The following is a 17679-nucleotide window of genomic DNA, read 5'->3' as shown; positions in this document are numbered from 1 at the left end:
CCTAGGCGGCAATCTGAAATGGGCTGATGAGGCGGGTGATGGGGCTGTCGATCCGGAAGCGCCGGCGCAGGGTGCGCAGCCCCGTGAGTTCAATGTCGACGCCGATGGCGGTCATAGTGTCGGCCCCGTCGGCGAGCGTCGGGCCGAGACGACGCGACTGCCAGCCGCACTCGAGCGCGAGTGGCAGGAGCGCGGAGTTCGCGGTGAAGATCACCTGCTCGATGTCATGGAGCAGGGCAGTCTCCATGATTCCGCAGAACACCTGCCACAGAACGTCCAGGCGCTCGCGTCGACGCAGTGTCGGCATGGCGCAGAAGCGCGAGGCTTCCCAGACGTTGCGACCGCGTGGCGGTCCATCCACGCAGGTCGAGGCGAACAGATCGCTCATCAGGTGCGGCCCGCTTGTGGGGAGCAGGCGCGCCGAACCGAGGACAGGGGCAACGTCGTTGGTGCGAGCGATCAGGTAGAGCGTCGCGTCGCCGTCGTAGGCGTCGATCTCCTCATCGGCGATGACCGGAACGCGCCAGCCGAGGCGATCGACGAAGGTGACCTTGCGGTGTCGATGCATGGCCGCGAGATCCGCGTGGAAAAGGCCGCGGTTCTGAGCGTTGACGATGTAGATCATGGCGCGTCTCCCAACCCTGGCGCTGCAAAGGTTGGGAGGGCGACTCGCCTTTGTGAATTATCCTGATGAGGCTATTTCTGATCAGACTAGTTCTGTTGTGAGGGAGAACGCTACTTATCGCGTCGGCGCTGATGCACGAATCGCAGCAGGGGACGGACCACTTCTTCGAGACGGATCTGGCGAGTGGTGAGTGCGTACATCAGCACCTGCGTGCGCGTTGACAGGCCTGTCTTCTTTATCGCGTTCTGGATGTAGATGTGTGCCGTGTGCTTGCTGATACCGAGGAGCACGCCCATGGCTGCGTCATCCTTGCCGTGGGAGACCAGCGCGAGACATTGCTTCTCGCGCGGGCTCAGCTCGATGATCTGCTGCGGGCAAAGATTGAGGCATTGCAGCTCGGTAATCCGATCGAACAGGCGGTGCGCCATGAGTTCGACCGCCAGGTAAGACTTCGGTGACAGCTTCAGCGAGTCGGGGATCACCGAACACGAGGAGGCGTACATCGGACCGTGGATCGGGATCGTGAATCCATGAGCTACGCCGTGGTGTCGTGCCAGCGTCTGCATCTTGCGTTGTTTGCGCGACATCGATGCCAGGAACAGAGCCTCGTCCCAATGGAACGGTGTGCGACTGAGATCGGCACGGCGGAAGACCGGATCGATCAGGTGCAGTTGCAGCTCGCTGTAGCACTCGATCCATTCCTGGGGATAGTTCAGCACCATGATCCCCTGCTCGGGGTTGAGTGGATCGACATGCGAGGAGCAGGCGAAGTAGCGGAAGCCCAGGTGCTCCAGATTGCGCTGGAAGGCGATGCTCAGATCGCCGATGTGATTTGCGCGTGCGCAATGTTCGATGAAGTACTGGGCGAGATCGAAGGGATCCATGGCGCGTCCTTGGCGTGTGCGTCCCCATAGAGACGAATCCCTCCACCTGGTGCCCGGCCAGGTGACGTAAGAGTACGAAGACGAGGCGTGGTGTGAGTGCGCAAATTCCGAGACGGGCTTGGGTTCCTGCCGCGATGTTCTTGTCATATCGCGTGGTGCTTCCGGCGGTGCTTCGATTGGCACCTGATTGGTGCGCCGAAGATCAGACGCTGAAAGGGCGTTTTCAGCGATGTGCACTCCCTGGACATCGCATTCGACATGCAACGATCAATGAAAACGCCTCTTCAAGCTTCCAGCCAGTAGGCACGCAGACGTTGGGATTCTTCACTGCGCATCGTCTGTAGCAGATGTTCGAGCGGCTCGTGCCGTCCGAAGGCATAGCCTTGCGCGTGATCCACACCCATGTCCTGGAGTCTTCCTGCCAGCGCCTCGCTTCAACGTATTCGGCGACGCAGTCCATCTGGAACTCGCGGGCCAGACTCACCACGCTTCTGATCAGGGTTACCGACCGCGGATTCGTCAGCATGTCCTGGACGAAGCTGCCATTGATCTTGGGTCGGCAGGGACTTCAGGGACGCGAGCGTGCTGTCGTTGCTGAGCGGTGAGTCGCTGGCCTCGCAGCGCTCTCATCTGAATTCAAAGTACTCGTGCCTGAGATTCGACATCGGTATGCCGAGCTCGCTCATGCGCGCACGAATGACCTGCAGCAGGCCCTTCGGTCCGCAGAAGCTGATCTCGACCGCGTCCGCGCCCGCACCACGAACTATTTCGTCGAATCGCGTAGTGAACCCGGGGCTTCCCGGTCCGTTCGATATCGGGACAAGTTCCAGACCGCGCTGGCCAGCCATGTCAGTCAGCACGTCGATGGAAGGAAAGTCGCGACCTGGCGAGAAGAAGTAGAACAGCGTCACCCTGTCGAATCCGGGCGCAGATCGATCGCTCAGCCACGCAATGAACGGTGAGATGCCGACTCCGCCGCCAATCCATATCTCCCGCTTCGCCGTCGCAGGCCGCTTGAACCGGCCCCATGGCGCATAGACGTCAACACGCATGCCGATCTTTGTCTCATCGATCAGCCTCTGCGTGTAGTCGCCGAGCGAACGGATTACGAAGTGCACGTGGCCGTTCGGATCATTGCCACTCGCAATCGTAAACGGATGCGGTTCGCGCAGCCCATCGTGCTTGATGGATATGAATGCAAACTGTCCCGGCCTGAATGAAATGGCGCGGGCGACCGGGGCAAGCTCCAGATGAACCGCTCCGGCACCGGGTGAAACCGCCGCGACCTGGTACTCGGCATGACTCGAAAGCGTTGGAAACAGCAGCAGTTTGTATGCGGCAGCCGCTACGCCCAGCGTGGCAAGGATGGCAAGCCAGATGCCGGCGGGATCGTCGATCGCAATGGGCGACTTGATACTCAGCCAATGCAGGACGACGATCAGAAACAGCGGTCCGGAGAGCTTGTGCCACCAGCGCCAGGTGCTGTAAGGAATCATTCGATTCAGCGCAAGGACAATGATCAGCATCAGTGCGATGAAGCTCAGCTGTCGCACCAGTCGCGTGTAGAACGGGGACAGCGCCATGATGGGGGTGGCGTCCCAGCCTTGCATGCCGGCTCTGAAGGCGAGATGAAAAGATGCGAACCCGAGCGCCCACACTCCCAGCCACTTGTGCGCCAGATAAACGCGATCGAGGCCGCCGAACAGCGCCTCGATGAATTTCCAACGACCGCCGAGTATTGCAGCTGCTGCCATCAGCGAGAATGCCGCTACTCCGGCGGACAGGCTCAGACCTGCCAGCGTGAACCAGTCGGTCCGGGGAATCTCGACCAGCGCCACGGCGGCGCTGACTGTCGCCAGAAATCCGATCGCATGCCAGGGTTTGATGAACATGGCAATGCATGGTCCGACGTTACCCCTGATGCGGGAACTGAGGAATGATCGGATCCGATACGTGTTCGCCGTAACCCCGACAGCCTGCCGCATCTCTCTCGCGGCGGTCGTGCTGACTCATGACGCTGTGTCTCTCGTAGCCGCAAATACCGAATGGTTAAGCGGACTTCCTGATGTGTGCAATACCAATGAAGCGTTCAATGTATGCAGCCGCCCATGGCATGCGAGAACGCCGATGGCTTTTCACAGGAGGCTTGATCGTGGCTACCAAAAATCCCCCTTCGCGAGATGAGCTGACTCGTCGCCGCCAGGCGGCGCTCGTCACGCCCACTGACTTGCGGCCAGACGCGACTCGCGACATCGTCGCGGCAATGAACGCTGTGCTCGCAGACGTGTTTGCCCAGTATCTGAAAACCAAGAATTTCCACTGGCACGTGAGCGGTCCACACTTCAGGGACTATCACCTGATGTTCGATGAACAGGCGAGCCAGATCCTTGCCATGACCGATGCGATTGCTGAGCGCATCCGCAAAATCGGCGGTATGACCCTTCGCTCGATCGGTCACATCGCACGTCAGCAGCGAGTACAGGACAATGATGCTGATTATGTCGATGCCGCTGACATGCTCGCTGAGCTGCGCGAGGACAACAAGGCGATGGTAAGCCGGCTACGCGAGGTCCATGACTTGTGCAGCAAGCATCGGGACTCTGCTACCACCAGCATGATCGAGGCCTGGATCGACGAAACCGAGCGACGTATCTGGTGGCTCTACGAAGCTGGTCGACATGGTGATCGTGGTGGTCATTGAGGGGGATGTCAGGGTATCGATGCGCAAGCGCACAAATGCTTCCACGATCATGTAAGTCCAGAATGCAAAGTTTCCCATTCCGAAGCGTTCGCTCACGCGTACGAAGGCCTGCGCGTTGGCTGTGGGCCATGCTCGCACTGCTGGTCGCATTGCTGCTCGTCATTTCGTACTCGGCCTCCGCTCAGACGGAGCGTGGTCTTGCGACGATCGAACGTGCTTTGGCCGCACCGCCGGACGAACATGCGGGAGCCAGGTTGTATCGACAGCCGTGTGCGTCCTGCGCAGGCCTGGGTGATGCACACAGGAGCTGGCGGGGTATTGCGGCACATGCGCAATTGTCTGGAATGCACTCCGCGTCGACGTAGTCCACAACCACGTAGTGGTTACGGCCATCCCCGCATAGTGAGCGACAGCAGACGCGTAAACACTGTAGCGGCGCCTCAACCGCATGCGTGAGCAGACGCCATGGGAGCCGTCGCCCACGCTCTGCAACCTCAGGAGTGTTCGATGAATACCCAGGGATCGAAGAAGCAAAGTAGTACGCGCCGCCAGGTGTCGCGAGGCCCCGGCAATGCCCAAGCGTCGGGCGACGGACGCGATGTCGAGGTCCCCGGCATGGTGGTGGACGAGGTGACCGGACGACCCACGGAGTATCGGAAGCAAGTCGCGACGGCAGCCTACTACCTGGCTCTGAAACGCGGCTTCGAACCCGGACACGAACTCGAGGATTGGCTCGCAGCGGAGAGGGAGCTCGGGAAGGCACAGACCTCGGTAGGTCAATCGAGCCAAAACGGGAGCACGTCGGATTTCTGACGGTCTATCAGGATGGTGACGAACTGCGCCGACCGATCGGAGTGCTGACGGGACCGCGATCTGGTGATCTGCCTTCTCGCGAGTGACGTCGGCCCGCATGCCGTCTCGGTTCCAGGGGGCGGGCAGGATCTCATCGAGGCCGAATACGACCCGCAGTGCGGTCCGCGGGAAATACAGTCCGGCAGCGTGCCCGAATGGCCCGCGTCGCATGCTGGAGTGCATCGGGTGCAGTCGTATCGACAGCAACGACATCGGGTTGCTCCTCCCGCGCAAAAGGTCCGATCTCACGCAGTTGTGCGTCGAGCACCGGCAGGCGTGCATCCGAAGGGTCGTTGTGACCGTGGCGCTCCAGTACCCGGTTAGCCAGCGTGATGGGGTCAGCCTCGCACGAGACGATGACGCACTGCGCCGCGAGCCGCCGGGCGAGAACACGAAACTGTTCTCGGGCGGCTGCATCGAGAAATGCCGCATCGACGATCACCGTCAGTCCTGCACGCAGGCAGGTCTCCGCACAATCTGCCAGACGGTTGTAGGTGCGATGACTGAACTGCGGCGAATAGATGCCTTGGCGAATCGGAGCGGCGGCGGTTTGCGCCGCAGGGATTCCAGCCAGGCGCTTGCGCTCCAGATCCGAACGTATACGCACTGCCGCAAGCTGCGGCACCAGTCGCGCGCTCAACCAGGACTTTCCCGAGCCGGAAACGCCATGCATCAGAATCAGCGCCGACTCGCGCGGCGAGGTCCAGGTCAAGGCAGCCTGGACCCGGTGCTGGAGACGATCACGGAACTCCATCGCGCGATCGGGGACCAGTTCCGCGGTCGCTGCATCGACCTTCGCACGCACCAGCGCGCGGTAGACAGCATAGAACGGCAGCAGGCGCACGCCGTCGTAATCGCCAGTGACTTCCAGGTAGTGACTCAGGAACGTGATCGCGAGATCAGCGCGCTGGTGGCTCATGAGATCCATCACCAGGAATGCGACATCGTTCATGACATCGATCCATCGCAGGGAAGCATCGAAGTCGATGCAGTCGAAAGGGATCAACCGGCCTTCCAGTCTGACTATGTTGGCGGCGTGGAGATCGCCATGGCCCTCGCGGATGAAGCCGTTCTGTTCGCGCTGTCGAAAGATCGTTTCCAGTTCACGGGTGCGCTCGCGGGTCCACGCAACCAGCCGGCGCACGCTCGACTGCGACTCGGTCGGGCCGAGACGCGCAAGGAGTTCGACCGCGTTTGTGACTACCGACTCATGTGTTCGCGGTGTTTTCCCCGACATGTCCGGGTCTGTCCAGACAGCGGCGTTCAGGTGAAACGTCGCGAGGAGTTCGCCCAGTGCGTCAAAGAGTGCACTGTCGATGTTGTTTCCGGAAAGAAGCGCCAGGAGTTCCTCCGAGGCGGAGAACTGCCGCATCTTCACGGCGTACTCCAGGGCGGTTCCGTTGCCGCCCACCTCGAGCTGGCCGTCTTTGCGAGTGATCGGAACGACATCGATGTACAGGTTCGGCGCCAGGCGGCGGTTGAGTCGCACTTCCTCGTCGCAGTAATGACGACGGCGCGCCAGCGTCGAGGCGTCCACGAATTCGAGTCTCACCGGCTTCTTGATCTTGTAGGCAAACGGCCCCGTCAGCACGACCCATGATATGTGCGTCTCGCGGAGCGAGATCCCGGACACCGCGTGCGGGAACGCCGCGGCACACAGCAGCTCATCGATGCGTAGCGCACTCGGCTCCGGCGCAGCGGGTGTTGGCAGAAGCATGGCGGAATCACTCCGCTGTCCGCGCCGGGCGCCCCATGTGCAGCCATGTGCAGCCATGCGCTCCAGCGCCTGCGAAAGATCCTCGGACTCGCTGGGCGTGGCCTGGCCGCGTGATGCGAAGGTCCAGCCCCAGGCTAGAGTACGCGCGCGCGGCCCGCGGCTACCTCGCGTCTTCCCGAGACCGGCTAAGCGGGGTTCCGGATATGGGAGTGTTCGCGCCGGGGCTACGCTGCCAAGGGATGAACCAGCAGGGCAGCCATGAAACCATTCCCCCATGGGTATGCGGTTACCGCCGCTGCCACGACCGGCGGTGACGTGGTGCAGCAGGCGACCGCATTGCCGCCACTGGCAGTTGCTCCGCCACCTGAGCTGTCTTGTCGCCAATTCGTTGGGATGTCGACGGGAGTGGCAGATGCAAATCGTCAGGCCTGCTTCGGTCGATGAACATGAGGCGGATCGAGAAGGCGGAGCAAACTCATGAACAGGCTCATGAAAGCGGCGATTGCAACATCTTTCGGCCGACCATTGGTATTGAGCGACATCCCGGTGCCCACGGTCGGGCCGGGTGAACTGCTGGTCAAGGTGGCCGCCTGCGGCGTGTGTCACACGGACGTACATGCCGTCGATGGCGATTGGCCGGTCAAGCCGGAGCTGCCGTTCATTCCGGGTCATGAGGTCGTCGGACACGTGGCGGCGCTGGGGCAGGGCGTGACGAAATTCAAGGAAGGCGATGTCGTCGGTGTAGCGTGGCTGCACGATACCTGCGGTGCCTGCGAGCCGTGCCTCACGGGTTGGGAGACGCTGTGCGCGAGCCAGCACAACACCGGATACAGTGTCGATGGCGGCTATGCCGAGTACGTGGTCGCCGATGCGGACTATGCGGTCCGGATACCGGGCGCACTGGATCTGATCGCGGCGGCTCCGATTCTCTGCGCGGGCGTGACGACCTATAAGGGCATCAAGGAAACGGATACCAAGCCGGGTGACTGGCTCGCCATCAGCGGCATCGGCGGACTCGGGCACATTGCTGTTCAGTATGCGAAGGCCATGGGGCGGCACGTCATTGCGATCGACGTGTCGGAAGACAAGCTTGCGCTGGCGAGGAAGCTTGGCGCCGACATGGCCCTGAATGCGAGTCAACCTGATCTGGTGGATGAGGTCTCGAGAGCGACCGGTGGTGTGCACGCGGCGCTCGTCACCGCCGTCTCCGCGCCTGCATTCGCACAATGCCTGGCGCTATTGCGGCCGAAGGGCACGATGAGCCTGGTCGGACTGCCGCCGGGTTCGTTTCCGCTGCCCATCTTCGAAGTCGTGCTGAAGCGGCTGACTGTGCGCGGATCGATCGTGGGTACGCGCCAGGATCTGGCGGAGTCACTGGCCTTTGCGGCCGAGGGAAGCGTTCACGCGCAAGTCGAGACGCGCGCACTCGAGCAGATCAACTCGACATTGGCAGAGCTGAAAGCTGGCACGGTGCAGGGCCGGGTCGTGCTGTCGATCGGCTGAATCGGCTTTCATCACGGATGGCGAGAAGCCCATCCGCATGCCAGGACCAGCGTCATTGCCGCTCCCACGACCATCGTTGTCGCCGTCGATGGTGGAACTGCGAACTGGAACGCGGCCGCAATGCCTGGCACGCCGATTGCGGCTGCGAGCGCGAGACTGGCGAGCCCGACAATCCACCAGTAGATGCGATTCGGTTTGACGAAAACTGTCGTCAGGCTTTCGCTGCGCGCCCGGCTCACGAATATGAGTGCCAGATTGGAGACGACGACGGCGATGAATGCCAGCGCCCGGGCTTCGCTGTCGCTCAGCATCCTCAGCGCAAGCCCGTATACCGTTATACAGAGCAGCAGCACGCTGATGCCCAGCACCACACTGCGTTTGAGCATGGCGGCGGAGAAGAGCGATTCATTGGTTGGTCGAGGCTTGCGTTTCATGATGTCCGCGGCCTCTGCGTCAGCCTCGAATACGAAGGCGCAGGCCGGATCGATGACAAACTCCAGGAACAGGACGTGCAGCGGAAAGAGCAGCAGCGGCCAACCGAACAGCACGGGCAGTAAGCCAAGACCGGCCAGCGGGATGTGTACGGCGACGAGATAGGTCATGGCATGGCGAAGGTTGCTGTAGATGCGTCGTCCGAGCCGCACAGCCGCGACCAGTGAGCCAAAATCGTCGTTCACGAGTACGAGCGCGGCCGCTTCACGAGCCACGTCTGTACCGCGGCTGCCCATTGCAACGCCTATGTGCGCGCCTTGCAGCGCGGGTGCGTCATTCACTCCGTCGCCGGTCATGGCGACGATTTCGCCGTTCGCTTTGAACGCGCGCACCAGGCGCAGCTTGTGGTCGGGCCTGGCTCTTGCGTAGATGTTGATCCGCTGCGCCAGCCGCTGCAGTTCATCTTCCGGCAGCGACTCGATCTCGGCGCCGGTGAGTACGCCGGCCCGCGTATCGAATCCAGCCTGAGACGCAATCGCCAGAGCGGTCCCCGGATGGTCGCCGGTGATCATGACTACACGAATACCGGCCTCGGAGCATTCGTGCAGCGCGGTCGGGACGTCATTGCGCAAAGGATCGGCCAAGCCGATGAGCCCCAGCAGTTCCAGCCGAAAGCCACGAGGCGTATCCGGAAGCGCATCGCTATCGCAGGTACCGCGTGCGACGGCGAGCATACGCAGGCCGTCGGTCGCGTGTGCTGCAACGCGCCGGAGCAGAGCTGCGCGCTTCTCATCATCAATACGGCACAGGCCGAAGACTGTTTCCGGGGCGCCCTTTACTGCGACTTCGAACATTCGGTCTTCGCGTCGCCGCCACAGGTGGGTTACTGCGGGCAACTCGGGAGTAAGGTCGTACTCCTTTGCAAGATCCATCTGCGCAAGACGTGCGACCGCCACAGGAACGTGCTGGCGGGCCGCTTCATGAATGGCGCGTTCCATCGGATCGAATGCATCCCGCTCCGAGGCCGCCAGCGCCGTTGCCAGCACGGTCTTGGCACCCTCGTCCAGACAGGCAGCGGAACGACGCAGATCGGTCGAAACGTCATTCGCTTCGATGAGTGCCACCTGCATTCGATTCTCCGTCAGCGTGCCGGTCTTATCGACGGCGAGCACTGTTGCGGCCCCGATCGATTCGACGGCCGGCATGCGTCGCGTGAGGACGCCTGCCCGTGAGATGCGCCCGGCACCCATCGCGAGAAACACAGTGAGCACAACGGGAAACTCTTCGGGGAGAATGCCCATCGCAAGCGTGATGCCGGCGAGTACGCCGCCGAGCCAGTCGGAGCGTGACGCTCCATAGATCAGGGCGATGGCTGCGCACAGCGTCACCGCGGCGACGGCGACCCAGCGAACGATGCGGCGGACTTCGGAAAAGAGAGGGCTCGTTTCTGCCTGCAGCGTGGTGAGCGACCGACCAATCTTGCCGATCTCCGAACGCACACCGGTTGCGACCACCTCTGCGCATCCGAAGCCACGCACTACCAGACTGCCGGAGAACACACGCTCGCCGTCGGCAGACGTGCTTGCCGTCTTCTCGACGGGTAACGACTCGCCGGTGAGTATCGATTCGTCCACGCTGAAGGCAGTTGCTTCGCGCAGGATTCCGTCGGCTGGTACACGATCCCCTTCGCGCAACAGGATGAAGTCGCCGGTCACCACTTCCCGGCCGGGAATGCGTCGTTCGACCCCATCGCGGATGACGAGCGCCCGGGGACTGGAGAGGTCACGTAACGCAGCGAGCGCATGTTCGGTGCGGTGTTGCTGCAGGGTCGTTATGGCGATCACGATGACGATGGAACCGGCCAGAACGAGCGCTCCGCGCGTATCGCCGAGCACGATGTAGATCGCAGCCGCGGCAATCAGGAGCAGGAACATCGGTTCCGTCAGCACTTCGCCGGTGATCGCAAGCAGATTGCGCGGCCGCTGACTGGGCAACTCGTTGGGTCCCTCGTTTCGCAGGCGCTGCTCTGCTTCCGTGGAGGTCAGCCCTCGGTGACGTTCACGGTTCGCGATGGAGGCTGCTACGGACAAGGGCTTGCGGTATGCAGGTATAGGATCCCCTCTCAGTCTTGCATAGGCAGTTCTGCGTGTGACTAAGAGGTAGTCCGGAGTGGGGCGCGACTATCCCGGAGTCCGCGACACCGCGCATTACCTGGTCGCGATTCCTGCGCCGTTTCCGGTGATCCACCTAGTACGTTGTGAGCTTTCACGATGTGTACGCGTGCAGCGGATGCCACTCTTGCCTGCATGTCGGTGCCAACGTGGAGTACTACCGATGCCGCACTCGCAGATTTTCGTGGGACTGATTCTGGCGGCATCGATTGCCGGTTGTGCCAGCTCTCAATCCGACCCGCGCGCGCTCTCCGGTTTGTCCGGAGCGGAAGCATTTCAGCAGCTCTGCGTCAGTTGCCACGGACCGCAAGGCAAAGGCGACGGACCCGTGGCGCCGACACTGAAAGTTCCAGTGCCCGATCTCACTGGTCTCACCAGACGCAACGGCGGCGCGTTTCCCACCGAGGTCGTGCGCAGCACCATCGATGGCCGCTCCAACCCTCCTGCACATGGCCCACGCGAGATGCCCGTATGGGGATGGCGGCTTGTCGATGGGTTCAATGTGGACGAGGCCGGCGAACGCAGCAGGGTTGACTCGGTGATAGCGCGGCTGGTTAGTCATGTGCAGTCGATTCAGGAACCGTGATCCCGATCATGAAGAAGGGAACGAGCAGATCCGCGCCGACACGCAGCGCGCTGCCGGACCGACGTTGGGTCTCGCACTGATCGTTCCCTTGCTGCTCCTTGCGCTCACGGCTTGCACCACCACCGATACGCCCGAGCGCGAGATTCATCAGCTGTCGGGCACTGAGATCTACGCACGATTGTGCTTCAGCTGCCATGGTCCCTCCGGTCAAGGCGATGGCCCCGTCTCGTCATTGATCGCCATTGGCGTGCCGGACCTGACCCGCATTGCCCAGCGGAACGGCGGCGAATTCCCCACGGAGGATGTTCAGCGGACGATCGACGGTCGATGGGATCGACGTGCTCATGGTGCGCGGGACATGCCGGTCTGGGGTTGGCAGCTGTACGATGCGAGCTCCGAAAACGACGTCGAAGAGCGGGCACAGGCGGATTCGATGATCGATCGCCTCGTGGGCTATCTGCGCAGCATCCAGGTGGAGTGAGCATGGTGCGCGGTTCGGCCGCGGCCCTCGTCGCTTTCTGACGCTGACACATGGAACACGCACGAGGCCGGTCCGTGCGGGGGATGTCGGCCGTTCCAGGCTCGGCGACCCCAGTGCTTCTGGAGGCCGCTCATGCCGCGGTGCGGCAGATTGGCGGACGCGTCGCCGTCGTGCATGCATACGACACACCCGCGGGTTCGGCTCCACTGCTCCTGACAGGGCCAAAGCAATTGCACAATTCGGTACAGGGTGTACGGCAGCTTCTGACGGCAACTGTCGGTCCAGGGTCTGGCTGAGCAGTACGACATATGCGCTGCAGAGTTCACCGTGCGAGGCGGATGAGCGTACGGGTGTACAGGCAACGCTCACAGCAATTCCGGAAGATGCAGTCAGCGGCGGCATTGAAGCCCCCTCCTTAATCACGTAGCGCTTACGGCCATCCCCGCATGGTGATGGTTTCGGCAAGGGAGAACACTGGACGCGTAGTACCAACCAGATTTGCACAGGAGATCCAGGATGAACATCACGCGTTGGGAACCTTTCCGCGAGGTCGAGGAGATGTTCCGTCAGTACTCGCCATTCTTCGGTCGTGCAATGCGTCGAAACGCAAACGATGGCGACTGGACGCCGGTGGCCGACATTACGGAAACGGACAAGGAGTACGTCATCAAGGCCGAGCTTCCGGAAGTGAAGAAGGAGGATGTGAAAATCACGCTCGAGAATGGTGTCATCACCCTGTCGGGCGAGCGTCGGCAGCAGAAGGAGGAGAAGGGCGAGAATGAGATCCGGATCGAAAGCTACTACGGCACCTTCTCGCGCAGCTTTTCATTGCCGGAGAACGTCGATCCGAAATCCGTACGGGCCGAGAGCAAGGACGGTGTCGTGCGTATCCGAATTCCGAAGATGCCCACGGCCACTGCAAAGGCCGTGGCCATCGAAGTGAAGTGAAATTCCACTGGCGCCGCGGGCGGATGACGCAGTCGCCCGCGTCCAGCCTGGCGGGGACGTGTTTGCCGTTTCTACGCGAGCTTTTCTGCGATCACGTATGGCGCGATTGCGAAATTGCTGCCGGGGACGTCGGCAACGGATGCAGCGGCGCTTACCGAGCCTCCCCACCGAGGATCAGGTTCATTTTGACCAGATGAGCCACGGAGCGTGCGTCCATCTTTTCCATCACATTGGCACGATGTATCTCGACGGTTCGCTCGCTCAGGCCGAGATCGATCGCGATGACTTTGTTCGCCTTGCCGTCCACGACGAATGTCATGACCTCCCGCTCGCGAGGCGTGAGCGACTCCGAGCGTTGCCGCAGATCCGCCAGGCGGTCGATACTCTCGCGATTCCTTGCGTCCAGCCGCAGTGCCTCATTGATGCGATCCAGAAGGTCCTGGTCGCGAAACGGCTTTTGCAGGAAATCGAATGCCCCATCTTTCATCGCCTGCACGGCCATGGGTATGTCGCCGTGGCCTGAGATCAGGATGACCGGCGACATGGAGCCGTTGCGATTGAGGTGCTGCTGGACCTGCAGGCCGCTCATCTCTGGCATCCGCACGTCGAGTATCACGCAACTGGGACTGTTCGCGTCGTGCCGGGCGAGGAACTCGCTCGCCTTGCCAAATGGGATCGGCTGGAAGCCCACGGATATCATCAGAGCCGTCAATGCTCGACGCATCCCATCGTCGTCGTCCACGATGTAGATGAGCGGTTTGTGCCTGGTGTTCATCCCTGTTGTCGTGTTCAATTACGCTGCTCCCCATTGCGCGGCGCGGCTGCAGGCAGCTGTACCCAGAAGCATGCCCCGCCGCCCGGTAGGTTTTCGAATCCGATCGATCCTTCATGCGCTTCGACGATTGCGCGACACGAGGCGAGCCCGAGCCCGGTGCCCTGCGCCTTGGTCGTGAAGAATGGATAGAACAGGTGCTCACGCGCAGAAGCCGGTACACCCGTACCATGATCCTGCACCGATATGCGCACTCCGTAACGATCGCCCGCGATACCGATCTGCACATCCGGAACGTTGCCGCAGCCCGTTGGCGCCTCCAGGGCGTTCTGAAAGAGTGCCAACAGAACGTGCTGGATACGCAGACGGTCTATCGAGATTCTGGGGAGACCCGGTGTTGCGGAAAGAATGAGTTGAGTGCCGCGCCGCTGCGAAAGCAGATTCAGCACCGGCAGTAGTTCCTGGATGACCTCCGCGAGGTCGCATTCGACGCGGCCGTCTGGGTGGCCATTGAGCAGGCAGCGGATCCGGCGGATCCCATCGGCAGCTCGCAGGGCCTGCTGGCCGATCTGCTCAAGGACCTCAGAGGTCGACCGCATCATGGGGTCAGGCCGATTCAGCATTCGCTGCGCCGCCTGCGCGAACATCGTGATCGCACCGATCGGTTGATTGAGTTCGTGCGCAATGCCGCTGGCCAATTCCTGAAGCGCAACGATCCGCCCCAGCTGGAGCAGTTGCTCGAGCAACGCCGGAGTGTGGGGAGCCATCTGTTCTGACGTAGGGCCGGTCATCCGGGGTGCCTGCAGGGTGGGGCTCTGCTCGAGAGCTGTGTTCTGCATGACTCGAGCATCGTCGTGGACTGAGCATGCGCCTTGCAAGCGCTGTTGCCACCGAGAAATCCACGGACGAACCTGTGCCTATTCCGTAGAGACTTTGGGGAAGGTGCGGAGCGATCTTGGCGTCTCCAACGGCGGATCCAACGGAGAGTGTTCCATGAGCGACCCGAATCCTGACGTCAGTCGGGTTCGACAGCTGCTTGGCCTGCGGCGCGCTGCGTTGAAAGAGCGACACGAGGGCGTCGAGCGCGACTTGGCGCGCAGCAATGACCCACTGGCCGCCGACTCGAGCGATCGAGCCATCCAGCTGGAGAATGATGAAACCCTGCTGGCAATTGACGAAGCCGCCAGACAGGAGATTGCAGCAATCGATGAGGCCCTGCAGCGACTCGACATGGGCTTGTATGGAATCTGCAAGCGTTGTAATGGCCGGATCGAAGCTGCGCGACTGCTGCTGGTACCGCAGGCTGTCGTGTGCGCCGGCTGCCTGGCCTGAGACATGGTTACTGATTCGCTCTGCACCCGGTTCATGCGATGCAGCATTCGTCACTCTGACGGGACGGGCGCATACTGCGCCCGGATGCCAACGAACGAGTCAACGTACTCTGCCAGGCGATAGTTTCCAGGCGGGCCGATTCGCAGGATGGATGAGCTTCGACAGATTACGGAGCATCTGCTCCATTTTTCGCCGGATGCGCTGATTGTCGTGGACGACAGCGCGCTCATCCGCTTTGCCAACGAAACGGTCATGACCTTGTTTGGCTACGCACCGGACGCTTTGATCGGGCGGCCGGTGGATACGCTGATTCCGGAGCGCCTGCGCCTGCACCATGGCTATCACACCGCAGACTACCTGCGCGAACCCGTCAATCGGGAAATTGGCGCACGTATCACCGAGCTGTTTGCCCGACGGGCGGACGGAACGGAGTTCGCGGCCGGTATCCGGCTCGCGCCGTTTCGTATCGAGGGCAAACTGTTCGTTGCCGCGGCCATTCGTGACAGCACCGAAAGGCAGCGCGTAAACGACGAACTGGTTGCGGCGCGCAAGGATGCCGACCGTGCCAATCGTGCCAAGAGCCGCTTTCTCGCCACTGCCAGTCACGATCTGCGCCAACCCCTGCAGGCCATTCGCCTGCTGAACGCTGTGATGCTGAAAATGGTGCCGCAACCCGAAATCCGGGAGCTGCTCACGCAGCAGGGCCAGGGGATCGAAAGCATGACGCGATTGCTCAACGCGCTGCTCGACATCAGTCGGCTGGAATCCGGAGCGATCGAGCCCGTCAGCGTCGAAGTGAGTGTCGGCGATGTGTTCGAAGAGCTGCAGAACGAATTCGGTTCGCTGGCAAGGATGCGGGACCTGGACCTGCAGGTAGGGGAGGCAGGCGTCGTGCTGTCGACGGATCGCACGCTGTTCTACCAGCTGCTGCAGAATCTGCTCGCCAACGCGGTCAAGTACACGGATCGAGGCAGCGTGCGCCTCAAGTGCCTGGACGAACCGGACGGCGTCACTATGTCGATCGAGGATTCGGGCATCGGCATTCCGGACGACAAGCTGGAGCGCATCTTCGATGAGTACTACCAGGGCGACGCGCCTGGCGCGAAGCGCCCGGGTGTCGGGCTGGGGCTCGCGATTGTGAAGGAGGTCGCGCGTCTGCTCGGCTTCTCGGTAAAGATCCTGTCGAAAGTGGGGGTCGGGACGCAGGTCATGCTGCGTATTCCCAGCCAGTATCGGGTCGCTGCGACTGCGAAGGTCGGCAATGTCGCGGCGGGGGCCCGCATCACATCCAGGCACAAGACCCGGCTGATTCTCGTGGAGGACAATGACGGCGTTCGCGTTGCGACGGAGTTGTTCCTGAAACTGGAGGGGCATGAGACGCTGAGTGCTCCCACGCTCGCGGACGCGGAGGTTCTGCTCGAGCATCTCCAGCCGGGCGATCTCGTCATTGCGGACTATCACCTGGACGACAAGAGCACAGGGCTCGACATGCTGATGCGCCTGCGCGAGCGCAGGGGCTACGACGTACCGGGCATCGTACTGAGCGGCGACCTGCCCACCGTGTTGCGGTCGGTCAGAGCGCCCATTGCAGCGTGTCGTTTCCTGAGCAAGCCGGTCGATATCCGCGCACTCGTCGAAGCGATCGACGAACTCAGCGCCGCATCAGGGAATTAGCACGGCGGCGCCGTTCAACTCGCCGGCGCGCAGCCGGCCCAGAGCCACGTTCGCGTCCGCAAGAGAGAATGTCTCTACCTGGATGTGCAGGGGCATCTGCCCGGCGATCCGGAGAAACTCGGCGCCATCACTGCGGGTGAGGTTTGCGACGGAACGTATCGAACGCTCTCCCCATAGCAGCGCATACGGCATTGCCGGCACATCGCTCATGTGGATGCCGCCGCAGATCAACGCTCCGCCCTTCCGCAACGCCTTCAGCGCGAAAGGTATGAGTGCACCGACGGGTGCGAAGATGATCGCCGCGTCGAGACGATCGGGCGGTGGCTGGTCGCTGTTGCCCGCCCAGTGCGCGCCAAGCGATAAGGCGAAGCGTTGCGCCGCGACATCGCCAGGGCGCGTAAATGCATACACGTCCTGGCCATGCCAGCGCGCGACCTGCGCCACGATGTGCGCGGCCGCACCGAAGCCGTAGAAACCGACGCGGCGTGCGTCCCTGACAAATCGCCACGATCGAAAGCCGATCAGCCCCGCACACAGCAGCGGCGCCGCATGTGCGTCATCGAACGCCTCCGGCAGCTCGAAGCAGTAGCGTGCGTCTGCCACCGCGTACTGCGCGTAGCCGCCATCGAGCTGGCAGCCCGTGAACAGTGCGTAATCGCAAAGATTCTCCTCATTCCGCTGACAGAACTCGCACTGCCCGCACGTGAACCCGAGCCAGGGCACCCCGAGACGCACGCCGGGAGGCAGCGATACACCGGGTCCGCACGTTACGACTTCGCCAACGATTTCGTGACCCGGGACGATCGGCAGATGCGCATCGGGCAGTTCGCCGTCGACCAGATGCAGGTCCGTGCGGCAAACGCCGCAGGCGCGCACCTTGAGCAATACCTGGCCAGGTCCCGGGTCGCGCACGATCAGCGGTTCCCAGACGAGCGGTTGCCCGATGCGATGCAGTCGCATGCCGTGAGATGACAAAGCACTCACGCCGGACTCGCGAACCA

The 17679-nt window shown here is 62.1% G+C and carries 16 protein-coding genes; 8 read left to right on the top strand and 8 right to left on the bottom strand.

Annotated elements, in window-relative coordinates:
* Position 1 precedes the first annotated feature (1 nt).
* The 3 genes from VIZ63_RS23495 to VIZ63_RS23485 form a co-directional block, all read right to left on the bottom strand.
* The gene (locus VIZ63_RS23495; RefSeq protein ID WP_331612254.1) at positions 2-625 is read right to left on the bottom strand and encodes an acyl-homoserine-lactone synthase; all 624 of its coding nucleotides are present in this window, start codon (positions 623-625) and stop codon (positions 2-4) included.
* A 110-nt stretch (positions 626-735) separates the two neighbouring features.
* On the bottom strand, positions 736-1509 hold the full coding sequence (locus tag VIZ63_RS23490; protein WP_331612253.1) for a LuxR family transcriptional regulator: 774 nt from the start codon (positions 1507-1509) through the stop codon (positions 736-738).
* Between the two features lie 626 nt (positions 1510-2135).
* Positions 2136-3395: a ferredoxin reductase family protein gene (locus VIZ63_RS23485; RefSeq protein WP_414703835.1), complete on the bottom strand. Its 1260-nt coding sequence runs from the start codon at positions 3393-3395 to the stop codon at positions 2136-2138.
* 266 nt (positions 3396-3661) lie between these two features.
* Between VIZ63_RS23485 and VIZ63_RS23480 the strand changes: the two genes are divergently transcribed.
* On the top strand, positions 3662-4210 hold the full coding sequence (locus VIZ63_RS23480; RefSeq protein WP_331612251.1) for a DNA starvation/stationary phase protection protein: 549 nt from the start codon (positions 3662-3664) through the stop codon (positions 4208-4210).
* 507 nt (positions 4211-4717) lie between these two features.
* Positions 4718-5023, top strand: coding sequence for a DUF2934 domain-containing protein (locus VIZ63_RS23475; protein ID WP_331612250.1), 306 nt, complete (start codon positions 4718-4720; stop codon positions 5021-5023).
* A 130-nt stretch (positions 5024-5153) separates the two neighbouring features.
* On the opposite strand, the gene VIZ63_RS23470 is transcribed toward VIZ63_RS23475, so the two are convergent.
* The gene (locus VIZ63_RS23470; protein ID WP_331612249.1) at positions 5154-6779 is read right to left on the bottom strand and encodes an AAA family ATPase; all 1626 of its coding nucleotides are present in this window, start codon (positions 6777-6779) and stop codon (positions 5154-5156) included.
* A 477-nt stretch (positions 6780-7256) separates the two neighbouring features.
* Here VIZ63_RS23470 and adhP point away from each other — a divergent pair, with 477 nt between their 5' ends.
* Positions 7257-8282 (top strand): alcohol dehydrogenase AdhP, encoded by a 1026-nt coding sequence (gene adhP, locus VIZ63_RS23465; protein ID WP_331612248.1) that lies wholly within the window; start codon positions 7257-7259, stop codon positions 8280-8282.
* A gap of 11 nt (positions 8283-8293) precedes the next feature.
* On the opposite strand, the gene VIZ63_RS23460 is transcribed toward adhP, so the two are convergent.
* Entirely contained in the window at positions 8294-10804 is a 2511-nt protein-coding gene (locus tag VIZ63_RS23460; RefSeq protein ID WP_331612247.1) for a cation-translocating P-type ATPase, read from the bottom strand.
* Positions 10805-11048: 244 nt separating this feature from the next.
* On the opposite strand from VIZ63_RS23460, the gene VIZ63_RS23455 reads away from it, so the two are divergent.
* The 3 genes from VIZ63_RS23455 to VIZ63_RS23445 all read left to right on the top strand — a co-directional run bounded on the left by VIZ63_RS23455 (position 11049) and on the right by VIZ63_RS23445 (position 12900).
* Positions 11049-11471, top strand: a complete 423-nt coding sequence (locus VIZ63_RS23455; protein ID WP_331612246.1) for a cytochrome c — start codon at positions 11049-11051, stop codon at positions 11469-11471.
* On the top strand, positions 11446-11952 hold the full coding sequence (locus VIZ63_RS23450) for a cytochrome c (protein ID WP_331612245.1): 507 nt from the start codon (positions 11446-11448) through the stop codon (positions 11950-11952). The genes VIZ63_RS23455 and VIZ63_RS23450 overlap by 26 nt, the downstream gene beginning before the upstream one ends.
* A 516-nt stretch (positions 11953-12468) precedes the next feature.
* Positions 12469-12900, top strand: a complete 432-nt coding sequence (locus VIZ63_RS23445; RefSeq protein ID WP_331612244.1) for an Hsp20/alpha crystallin family protein — start codon at positions 12469-12471, stop codon at positions 12898-12900.
* A 151-nt stretch (positions 12901-13051) separates the two neighbouring features.
* Here VIZ63_RS23445 and VIZ63_RS23440 read toward each other — a convergent pair whose 3' ends face one another.
* Positions 13052-13675: a response regulator transcription factor gene (locus tag VIZ63_RS23440; RefSeq protein ID WP_331612243.1), complete on the bottom strand. Its 624-nt coding sequence runs from the start codon at positions 13673-13675 to the stop codon at positions 13052-13054.
* A gap of 14 nt (positions 13676-13689) precedes the next feature.
* Complete coding sequence (locus VIZ63_RS23435) at positions 13690-14511, bottom strand: HAMP domain-containing sensor histidine kinase (RefSeq protein WP_331612242.1); 822 nt, start codon at positions 14509-14511, stop codon at positions 13690-13692.
* A 154-nt stretch (positions 14512-14665) separates the two neighbouring features.
* Here VIZ63_RS23435 and VIZ63_RS23430 point away from each other — a divergent pair, with 154 nt between their 5' ends.
* Positions 14666-15004 carry a TraR/DksA C4-type zinc finger protein gene (locus VIZ63_RS23430; RefSeq protein WP_331612241.1) on the top strand — a complete coding sequence of 113 codons (339 nt, stop codon included), beginning with the start codon at positions 14666-14668 and terminating at the stop codon, positions 15002-15004.
* A 147-nt stretch (positions 15005-15151) separates the two neighbouring features.
* Complete coding sequence (locus VIZ63_RS23425; RefSeq protein ID WP_331612240.1) at positions 15152-16678, top strand: ATP-binding protein; 1527 nt, start codon at positions 15152-15154, stop codon at positions 16676-16678.
* On the opposite strand, the gene VIZ63_RS23420 is transcribed toward VIZ63_RS23425, so the two are convergent.
* Complete coding sequence (locus tag VIZ63_RS23420; RefSeq protein ID WP_349261266.1) at positions 16667-17638, bottom strand: zinc-dependent alcohol dehydrogenase family protein; 972 nt, start codon at positions 17636-17638, stop codon at positions 16667-16669. The genes VIZ63_RS23425 and VIZ63_RS23420 overlap by 12 nt on opposite strands.
* Between the last annotated feature and the right edge of the window lie 41 nt (positions 17639-17679).

This window comes from Povalibacter sp. (assembly GCF_036520495.1).
Lineage (GTDB): Bacteria > Pseudomonadota > Gammaproteobacteria > Steroidobacterales > Steroidobacteraceae > Steroidobacter.
Note: the sequence above shows the minus strand (reverse complement) of the source record. Positions and strands in the feature narration are given on the sequence as shown.